This window comes from Ruegeria sp. CDSA089, from assembly GCF_059612205.1.
Genome location: NZ_JBXWQD010000011.1, coordinates 60,459 through 69,195, shown reverse-complemented (window position 1 = coordinate 69,195; position 8,737 = coordinate 60,459). Strand labels below are relative to the sequence as shown.

The following is an 8,737-nucleotide window of genomic DNA, read 5'->3' as shown; positions in this document are numbered from 1 at the left end:
TGATCACGCAAAAATCCAGACAATAACGTCCGACCCTCAACTTCACCGCTCACAGCTACGCCGTTCACAGTCATCGAGACCTGTGCCATGAAATCCTCCCGTTTCGTGTTGTTCCTCGGGTCGAGTTAAACACGCGGGTTTTCATTTGAGAACAAAAATCTGAGACGGTTCAGAGGATTGTCGGGAAAGCCCACCACATCAGGGCTTTCGCGAAGACCTGGGCTGCGGGCGCGTCGGGATCTCTTTCAGCAACCCACCAACACCCATTCCGGCGATGTCGAGCCCCGTTGTTTCGATCCCGCAGGCCACGCGGGACAAAACCCAATCGGCCCCGTTCAGTGCAGGTGAACGCGCGCAGCCCGGCAAGCCAATCACGGGCCGCTCGCCAAGCGTTCCGAGAAACAGAAGGTTGCCCGGATCGACCGGCATTCCGAACCGGTCCACCTGCCCTCCGGCGGCGCGTACCGCCTCGGGCGCCACGTCGTAAACGTCGGACGTGGCCGAGCCGGTCAGGATCATGACGATATCCCCCTCAGCGTCGGACACAGCCGAGGACAAAGGTTCTGCCTGATGCGGGACGATCCGAACGTCTGACAGTTCCATCCCCAGGGCTTCGACACGGCCGCGGATCGCTGCGATCCCCTTTTCGTTCGACGGGCCACCGGGAATATCAGTCACCACCAGACCCGCCGTTTTGTGAACCGGCGAGGCCATACGGATGGATGCCTGTGCCAGACGTGCTGCGTGCATCACATCGCCTCCGGGCACGGCATAAGAGATAACCTTGATCGTAGCCACCATGCCGCCTTCGCCCATCTGCTGGTATTGCGGAACAGTCGCGACGGTGATCATCGGGTTGACGCGATTGAAGGCCTCCAACGCCTCAACATCCAGCACGGCGACGCCCGGTCCATCCGCCAGCAGATTCACGCGACCGGTAAAAGGTTGGGTCACGCGTAAACCCGCCTCGGTTGGGTTCGGAGCCAGAGCGGCGGCCAGCATCCGGGCGGCCTCATCCTCGTGACAGTCACCGGGTTCCAGTTGCGCGACAGTGACGGAGCCAAGGCCAGCCTCGGTCAGGTCTTTGATGTGGTCTGCCGTCAGCGCGATGCCTTTACGCAGCTTACGATCACCGACCTTGATCGAGTGGGCAAGGATCGCGCCAGCGGCCTCGGCAACAGGGACAGGACCGAACTTCACGCTTTGCCCCGTAGCACGGCGGTCATCTGTGCCAGTATGGCGACTGCGATTTCTGATGGGTCAGCGGCGCCTATATCAAGGCCGACAGGCCCATGTATGCGCGCGATCTGATCTTCGGTGAACCCGGCCTCGGTCATACGAGCCACGCGTTTGGCATGGGTCCGGGTCGAGCCCAGAGCACCGATGTAAAACACCCCGGCGGCCAACGCTGATTCCAGTGCCGGGTCGTCCAGCTTGGGGTCGTGGGTCAACAACACCACAGCGGTGCGCGAATCAAGACCCAGCTTGGCAACAGCCTCATCCGGCCAATCGGTCAGTATGTTTTCACCCGGAAACCGGGCGCTGGACGCAAAAGCATCCCTTGGGTCGATAATCGCAGGGTCATAGCCCGCAATCCGCGCCATCGGCACCAGCGCCTGCGCAATATGAACCGCGCCCACGACAATCAGGCGCAAAGGTGGGTTGTGAACAGCCACAAAGGTCTTACCGTCCTCTTCGAACCCCGAGCGATCCATGCGCAGCCGGTCGGCATAAGCATTGCGACGCAGCGCGCGGTGGCCGGTTTCGACATTGACCTCATAGGCGAGTGGTTCGCGCGCCGCGCGCGCCGAAACCAATTCGCGCAGCATGGGTTCGGGCAGAACGCTTCCGATGGGCTCGACCAACACCCGGATCGTCCCTCCACAGGCCAGACCAACAGCGAACGCATCTTCGTCGCTGACACCAAATTCCAACAGACGTGCTTCGCCTTCATCTATGGCCTCAAGCGCTTCGACGATCACAGCGCCTTCGACACAGCCGCCCGAAACCGAGCCTTCGATCCGACCATCGCCGCCAATGACCAACTGCGCGCCCACACGGCGCGGGGCGCTTCCCCAAGTCTCAACCACGGTGGCGAGCGCGGCCTTTTTGCCATTGCTGAACCAGCGCAGCGCAGTTTCTGGGCTGTTGTCGAATCTGTCCATTGCGCCCTCCCATAGTGCTTTGACCCAACATAGGCAGGTTTGGCCAGATGAAAAGGAACCCCGACTTTAAGGTCAGACGCCGCAGTCAGGCTTCGGCGCGAATTGGCTGAGTTTTTACCATTTTCTGCAAAGCATTGATTGTCTACAGAGCAGATTCTAGCCTACACATACATCTGCTGCATTCCAGTATGCGCATATTTAATTTTCACAAGGGAGACAAAGAGTTGAAACGCATTTTTGCACTCGGAACAGCAATCGGACTTTTGGCATCCACGGCAGTCAGTGCAGATACATTCCTGCGCTATGGCGAGGTCGAGGGCTGGAAGGTATTCATTGATCAGGACAAGAAATCCTGCCTGATTGAGGCTATCGATGACTCCGAGAACGTGGTTCAGATGGGGTTAACCGAAGATCGCGGCGTTGGCTATGTGGGCGTCTTCACCAAAGAAAAAACCGACATCAAGCGCGGCGATACCGAGGCTGTGGCAATTCTGCTGGGCGACAACCTCTATATCGGTGAAGCCACCGGCATGAAGGGTAACATCACCAAGGGGTATTCGGGCGGTTACGTTCTGTCCAATGATCCCCAATTCGCTGAAGACATTGCCAAGCAAAAGGTGATGCTTGTCTTCCCCGAGAAGGAATTTGCCTTCACCGTGGATCTGACTGGCACCTACAAGGCCATGGAAATGGCCCGCAAGTGCAATGAAGAACAGCTGAGTTAACCCTAACTCGAAAGCGCGGTCATCAGCCGCGCTTTCTCACCCATGTCATCGGGTTTCGAGATGACCTCGGCCAGCTCCTCGAGCGAGGCAATCGAATGCCCGGCCCGAAAGCTGTCCACATGCGGCAACATCGCGGCCACGCCCTGCGCCTTAGGTGCAAACCCGTCCCAGCGCAGCAGTGGGTTCAGCCAGATCAGACGGCGGGCGGAAAGGTGCAGACGCTCCATCTCTTTTCCCAGCGCTTGCGGTTCGCCCCGGTCCAATCCGTCCGAGATTAGCAGAACCACCGCACCCTGCCCCATGACGCGCCGCGACCAGTCGCGGTTGAACGCGTGCAGGCATTCGCCGATGCGGGTGCCGCCCTCCCAATCCTGCGCTTCCGCCCCAGCGGCGGCCAAAGCGGCGTCCACATCGCGCTGATGCAGGTGGCGGGTGATATTGGTCAGCCGCGTCCCGAAAGTGAACGCGTGAACCTTGGCCCATCCAGCGCCTTTCGCGTTCGAGACCGAGTGCAGAAAATGCAGGATAATGCGGCTGTATTGGCTCATCGACCCCGAGATATCACACAGCACCACCAGATTTGGCCAGCGGGTTCGGGGTTTCTGACGGGCGATTTCGTGCAACTCTCCGCCCTGGCGCATGGCGGCGCGCAAGGTGCGGGCGCGGTCGATCCTTTGCCCTATATGGCTGGCTTGACCGCGCCGGGATTCGATTGGTTTTACGGGTAGCGTCATACGGGCCAATATGCGCTTGGCTTGAGCGATCTCGGCGGTGCTCATCTGTTCAAAGTCCAGACTGCGCAAGCGTTCCTCGGTCGAGGCGGTTTGTGAGGCGTCGATCTCAAGCTCAGTTTCTTCGCCCGTGTCTTGCGTCTCTGGCTGATCGCGTTCGACACCGTCCAACAGTGCCTCGGCCGCGCGCTTTTCGCCCGCGTCGGCCTTGCGGTCTTCCTGAACACCACGGATCGCAGGCAGCATCATGGCCATCATATGCTCCATATACTGCGGGTCGCGCCAATACATGCGAAAGACCTGCGCGAACACTGTGCGATGTTCGGGGCGGTTCACGAAACAGGCGTGCAGGGTCCAGTAGAAATCCTGCTTTTCCGAGAACCCGGCAGCCTGCACCGCGCGGATGGCATCGACAACACGGCCCGTACCTACGGGCAATCCCGCCTTGCGCAGGGCCCGCGCGAAATGGGTGATGTTCTGCGCCAGTTTGGGGTCATCTGGGATATCTAGGGGAAACTGCTCAGCCATCACACCGGTTCAAGCGTGGCTTTGGCTTCGTCCAGAATACGTTTTGCCTCAGAACCCTGCAGTTTCTGGATGTCGTCCTGGTATTTCAGGATCGCGCCCAGCGTGTCGCCGATCACTTCGGGGCTGAGGTTGATCACATCAAGTGCCAGCAGGCATTTGGCCCAATCGATCGTCTCGGCAACGCCGGGTTTCTTGAACAGGTCTTCGGTGCGCAGATGCTGGACAAAGGCCACCACCTCACGGCTGAGCGCTTGTGCCGCCTCGGGTGCGCGGGCATGGAGGATTTCGATCTCACGCTCGAAATCGGGGTAGTCGACCCAATGGTAGAGGCAGCGGCGCTTCAGGGCGTCATGCACCTCGCGCGTGCGGTTCGAGGTAACGATGACCATGGGCGGTTCCGGCGCTTTGACGGTGCCCAGTTCGGGGATTGTAACCTGAAAATCGCTGAGCGCTTCGAGCAGGAACGCCTCGAAAGGCTCGTCCGTGCGGTCCAATTCATCAATCAGCAGGACTGGCGCGCCGTGTTCGTCCGGGCGCATAGCTTGCAGCAGCGGGCGCTCGATCAGGTAGTCGTCCGAGAACAAGTCGGATTGCAAGGCACCCCGGTCGGCGCCGCCTGAGGCTTCGGCTGTGCGGATTGCTACCATTTGCGCTGGGAAGTTCCATTCGTAAACGGCGGAGGACGCATCTAGCCCCTCATAACACTGTAGTCGGATCAGTCGGCGGTTCAGCCCGGCGGCCAGCGCCTTGGCGATCTCTGTCTTGCCGACACCAGCCTCTCCCTCCAAAAATAGCGGGCGGCCCAGTTTCAGCGACAGGAAGACAACCGTGGCCAAGGCCCGTCCGCAGACATAGCCCTGATCGCCCAGCATGGTCTGAACGGCGTCGATGGAATTTGGCTGTGTCATGGCGATCTCCCTCGGGGCACAAGAGGTCACGACGGCGCGCGCGCGTCAAGACCGGGGCTTTGCAAGGAGTTACGACGTTCGGGCATGTTGACAAGGGGCAGCCGTGCATTCGGGGCCTTTCACGGCTGCGCGCACTGTGCTAGCCGGGGGCCATGACCGATACCCTGACGATCCGCCGCCCCGACGACTGGCACCTGCATTTGCGCGATGGCGCGATGCTGGAAGCTGTCCTGCCCGAAACCGCGCGCCATTTCGCCCGCGCGATTATCATGCCAAACCTTGTACCGCCCGTGGTGCGCGGCGATCAGGCCGCCGCCTATCGTGACCGCATTCTGGCCGCCCTGCCCGACGGGATGAGCTTCGAGCCGCTGATGACCCTTTATCTGACCGAGGACACGGATGCCGAGGATGTCGCCGCAGCTCATGCCAGCGGGCTGATCAAGGCGTGCAAGCTGTATCCGGCAGGGGCCACGACCAATTCGGCCTCGGGCGTGCGGGATTTCGACAAGGTGCGCCCGGTACTGGAAAAGATGGCCGAGATCGGCCTGCCCATGTGTGTGCATGGCGAGGTTACGGATGCGGAGATCGACATTTTCGACCGTGAGGCCGTGTTTATCGAGCGCGTTCTGGATCCGATCCGCAAATCGACCCCCAGCCTGCGCGTGGTGATGGAGCATATCACGACCGCGAACGGCGTGGACTATGTCAAAGCCAATGGTACTGATCTGGGCGCGACGATCACGGCGCATCACCTGATCATCAACCGCAACCATATTCTGGTTGGCGGGATCAAGCCACATTACTACTGCCTGCCCGTCGCCAAGCGCGAGGAACACCGGCTCGCGCTGTTGGCCGCCGCGACCTCGGGCGATGCGCGGTTCTTCCTTGGTACTGACAGTGCACCGCATACGGATGCGAACAAGGAAATGGCCTGCGGCTGTGCCGGGTGCTTCACCGCGACGAACACGATGTCACTAGTGGCCGAGATGTTCGACCGTGAAGGTGCGTTGGACAAGCTGGAAGGGTTTACCTCGCTCAATGGCCCCGGTTTCTATGGCCTGCCGGTGAATGAGGACACGATCACACTGACCAAGGGCGAACCGGTCGTGTATCCCGAAAAAATCGACTCTGGTGACGGGCCTGTCACGGTGTTCGACCCAGGATTCCCGCTGCATTGGCGCGTGGTCTAATCCGCAAGCAATGCCGCCAGATCGCGGGCGCGGCCTCCGGTGCGCAGCATCGACCAGATCGAGGCCGCCTCGTCACCTCCGATCAGTTTGGCGGCCTTGCCGCGCACCCGATCTTCTCGCTCAGATAAGGGCATCGGGGTCAGAAGATCATGGCTGGCCTCTTTGCGCGCACCATCACGGCGCAGCAGGGTCAGGTGGGCTTGCGTCTCGGACAGCGTTTCATCCGCTTCGACCGTAACGCGATCGCGCAGCGAGATCAGGCGCGGATCGGCGCAGGTTTTCTCGGAATAGCTGACGGGCAAGGCGGTGTCATATCCCAGAGCCTGCATCGCAATCACCGTCCGATATGAGAACTTTGCGCCCAGCCCAGTTGTCGGAGAAATCTGGTTGCACACGCTCATCCATCGCGGATGGGTCTTGACCGTGATCTCGGCCACTTCGGGTTCGGCGATGTCCAACGTGCGTGCGGCCTCCAGCGCTGCGTGCAGCCCGTGGCAGCAAGCGTGGAACTTGTGGCTGACGGATTCGAACAACCAATCCTCGCCCAACCGGTCCAGCGCGGTTTGCGTATCGTTTTGCCCCTGATGGGTTGCGCCGAACCCATAAGGGCCTTCCATAGCCTCGACATTTGGATCAAAACCTTTGGCGATCAGCAAAGCCGCCTCGACGCCAGCCGAGGCCGCAAGCCCCGCGTTATAGGGCTTACCCATAGTTCCAAACTGCGCTTTGAGCCCCGCCGCGCGGGTCGCCGACAGACCCAGAACTTTGCGCATCTGATCCACATCGAACCGCAGAATACGGCCCGCAGCCACGGCCGCCCCAAACGCGCCGGCTGTAGCCGTCTGATGAAACCCGGCCTGATAATGGTCGCGCCCCAACCACAGCCCCACGCGGATCGAGACCTCCATCCCCACCAAAGCGGCCTCAAGAACATCCACAAGAATGCGGTCGTCCCATTCACCAAGCGCAAGCGCCACAGGTAGAATGGCCACCGACGGATGGCCGATATGGGCGAAATGCGTGTCGTCATAATCGAGCGCATGCGACACCGTCCCGTTAACCAGAGCCGCCCCGCGTAAGGGCGCGGCCCCACCGCCGAATAGATGGGCCTGCATGGTGCCGCCCTCATCAAGAACCAAGGCGCGCACGGTCTGCGAAACGGGTTCGTCTACCCCAGCCCGCCCCACCGCCAGCCAATCTAAAACGGACAAAGACGTCACGATACGGGCTTGTCGCGACGTGGAAACGGGGCCAGCAGCAAACCTGGCCAAGGTATTGGTAAAATCACTCATGCGGCGCAGTCTAGCGTGCGCCGGGGTCGGGTAAAGCCTTAGCCGTACAAATCTGCGGCGCGGGCCTCGAAGGCTTTGACCACACGTTGCATGGCTTCGTTAAAGACGACCCCGATGATGCCCTGCAGGATGGCGTTCTTGAACTCGAAATCCACATGAAACGAGATGTTGCAGCCCCCTTCAGGCGCGTCCGCGAACTGCCAATCGGATTTCATGTATTTGAACGGCCCGTCCAGATACTCGGTGTCGATCCGGCGCTCCTCGGCGTGTAGTGTCACGCGGCTGCCGAACCGTTCGCGGAACACTTTGAAGGAAATCACCAGGTCGGCCTCTAGCACCTGTGCCTCGCCCGCCGCATAAGTGCGCCTGATCCGGGCCGCCGCGCACCACGGCAAAAACTGCGGATACTTCGCCACATCCGCGACAAGGTCATACATCTGCTGAGCGGTATACGGCAGGTGACGTGTCTCGGAATGGGTCGGCATGGCGGTCCGCTATTTGCAGGTGACAATGGCGCGTCATGTCGTATGTTGCGCGCCAAAGATCAAGGGGGCAGTGATGACAGACCGCGCATATGTGATAGATGAGATGATCTCGGCCAAGGCCATCGCCGCCCGGATCGAGGAGTTGTGCCGCGAGATCACAGCCGAGTTTGGCGCAACCGACAAGCTGGTTGTCGTTGGTCTTTTGCGCGGCAGTTTTGTTTTTATCGCGGACCTCGTGCGCGAATTGGACCTGCCCATCGAAGTCGATTTCCTCGAAGCGTCCTCGTATGGTGACTCAATGGAAAGCAGCCGTGAAGTACGTATTCTCAAGGACTTGCGCGGCGCAATTGAAGGACGCGATGTGTTGGTGGTTGAAGATATTGTCGATACCGGCCACACGCTGAACCACGTTACCAAACTGCTGCAAAGCCGCAAGCCTGCGCGGCTGAAATCCATTGCGTTGCTGGACAAACCCAGCCGCCGCGAGGTCGATTTCCGCTCGGACTGGATCGGGTTTGAAATCCCTGATGAGTTTGTCGTCGGCTACGGCATCGATTACGCGCAACGCAATCGCAACCTGCCCTTTATTGGCAAGGTGCGATTTGTCAAAGACTGAGCGGCCCTCTGACCTATCCAGTTTGTGCAAGTAGCAGTGGTTAAGTTTCCTAAAAATTCTCCTATTTGAATATTATTGGACATTCCTCCCAGCAAGA

At 60.0% G+C, this 8,737-nt stretch carries 9 protein-coding genes and 1 pseudogene; 3 read left to right on the top strand and 7 right to left on the bottom strand.

Annotated features, from left to right (window positions below; genetic code table 11):
* The 3 genes and pseudogenes from AC2FJ6_RS19300 to AC2FJ6_RS19290 form a co-directional block, all read right to left on the bottom strand.
* A pseudogene (locus AC2FJ6_RS19300) lies at positions 1-89 on the bottom strand ((2Fe-2S)-binding protein); the annotation flags it as partial.
* A 109-nt stretch (positions 90-198) separates the two neighbouring features.
* A complete protein-coding gene (locus AC2FJ6_RS19295; RefSeq protein ID WP_170769600.1) occupies positions 199-1,200 on the bottom strand; it encodes a molybdopterin-binding protein in 1,002 nt (333 codons plus the stop codon).
* Entirely contained in the window at positions 1,197-2,165 is a 969-nt protein-coding gene (locus AC2FJ6_RS19290) for an XdhC family protein (RefSeq protein ID WP_170769599.1), read from the bottom strand. Before AC2FJ6_RS19290 ends, AC2FJ6_RS19295 begins: the two co-directional genes overlap by 4 nt.
* 224 nt (positions 2,166-2,389) lie before the next feature.
* Between AC2FJ6_RS19290 and AC2FJ6_RS19285 the strand changes: the two genes are divergently transcribed.
* Positions 2,390-2,890: a hypothetical protein gene (locus AC2FJ6_RS19285; RefSeq protein WP_170353103.1), complete on the top strand. Its 501-nt coding sequence runs from the start codon at positions 2,390-2,392 to the stop codon at positions 2,888-2,890.
* A gap of 2 nt (positions 2,891-2,892) precedes the next feature.
* Here AC2FJ6_RS19285 and AC2FJ6_RS19280 read toward each other — a convergent pair whose 3' ends face one another.
* Together AC2FJ6_RS19280 and AC2FJ6_RS19275 are read right to left on the bottom strand one after the other, a co-directional pair.
* A complete protein-coding gene (locus tag AC2FJ6_RS19280; RefSeq protein ID WP_170769598.1) occupies positions 2,893-4,149 on the bottom strand; it encodes a vWA domain-containing protein in 1,257 nt (418 codons plus the stop codon).
* A complete protein-coding gene (locus AC2FJ6_RS19275) occupies positions 4,149-5,057 on the bottom strand; it encodes an AAA family ATPase (RefSeq protein WP_496669714.1) in 909 nt (302 codons plus the stop codon). Before AC2FJ6_RS19275 ends, AC2FJ6_RS19280 begins: the two co-directional genes overlap by 1 nt.
* 152 nt (positions 5,058-5,209) lie before the next feature.
* On the opposite strand from AC2FJ6_RS19275, the gene pyrC reads away from it, so the two are divergent.
* The gene (pyrC, locus tag AC2FJ6_RS19270; RefSeq protein ID WP_170769596.1) at positions 5,210-6,247 is read left to right on the top strand and encodes a dihydroorotase; all 1,038 of its coding nucleotides are present in this window, start codon (positions 5,210-5,212) and stop codon (positions 6,245-6,247) included.
* Here pyrC and AC2FJ6_RS19265 read toward each other — a convergent pair.
* Positions 6,244-7,539, bottom strand: coding sequence for an MmgE/PrpD family protein (locus AC2FJ6_RS19265; RefSeq protein ID WP_170769595.1), 1,296 nt, complete (start codon positions 7,537-7,539; stop codon positions 6,244-6,246). The genes pyrC and AC2FJ6_RS19265 overlap by 4 nt on opposite strands.
* A 38-nt stretch (positions 7,540-7,577) precedes the next feature.
* Entirely contained in the window at positions 7,578-8,024 is a 447-nt protein-coding gene (locus AC2FJ6_RS19260) for a type II toxin-antitoxin system RatA family toxin (protein ID WP_170769594.1), read from the bottom strand.
* Between the two features lie 73 nt (positions 8,025-8,097).
* Between AC2FJ6_RS19260 and hpt the strand changes: the two genes are divergently transcribed.
* Positions 8,098-8,640: a hypoxanthine phosphoribosyltransferase gene (gene hpt / locus AC2FJ6_RS19255; protein WP_170784648.1), complete on the top strand. Its 543-nt coding sequence runs from the start codon at positions 8,098-8,100 to the stop codon at positions 8,638-8,640.
* Positions 8,641-8,737: the final 97 nt, after the last annotated feature.

Bases quoted from the DNA above. Each gene is read 5' to 3' on its own strand.
- AC2FJ6_RS19265 (WP_170769595.1), bottom strand. From the start codon at position 7,539: ATGAGTGATTTTACCAATACCTTGGCCAGGTTTGCTGCTGGCCCCGTT.
- AC2FJ6_RS19260 (WP_170769594.1), bottom strand. From the start codon at position 8,024: ATGCCGACCCATTCCGAGACACGTCACCTGCCGTATACCGCTCAGCAG.
- hpt (WP_170784648.1), top strand. From the start codon at position 8,098: ATGACAGACCGCGCATATGTGATAGATGAGATGATCTCGGCCAAGGCC.
- pyrC (WP_170769596.1), top strand. From the start codon at position 5,210: ATGACCGATACCCTGACGATCCGCCGCCCCGACGACTGGCACCTGCAT.
- AC2FJ6_RS19280 (WP_170769598.1), bottom strand. From the start codon at position 4,149: ATGGCTGAGCAGTTTCCCCTAGATATCCCAGATGACCCCAAACTGGCG.
- AC2FJ6_RS19275 (WP_496669714.1), bottom strand. From the start codon at position 5,057: ATGACACAGCCAAATTCCATCGACGCCGTTCAGACCATGCTGGGCGAT.
- AC2FJ6_RS19290 (WP_170769599.1), bottom strand. From the start codon at position 2,165: ATGGACAGATTCGACAACAGCCCAGAAACTGCGCTGCGCTGGTTCAGC.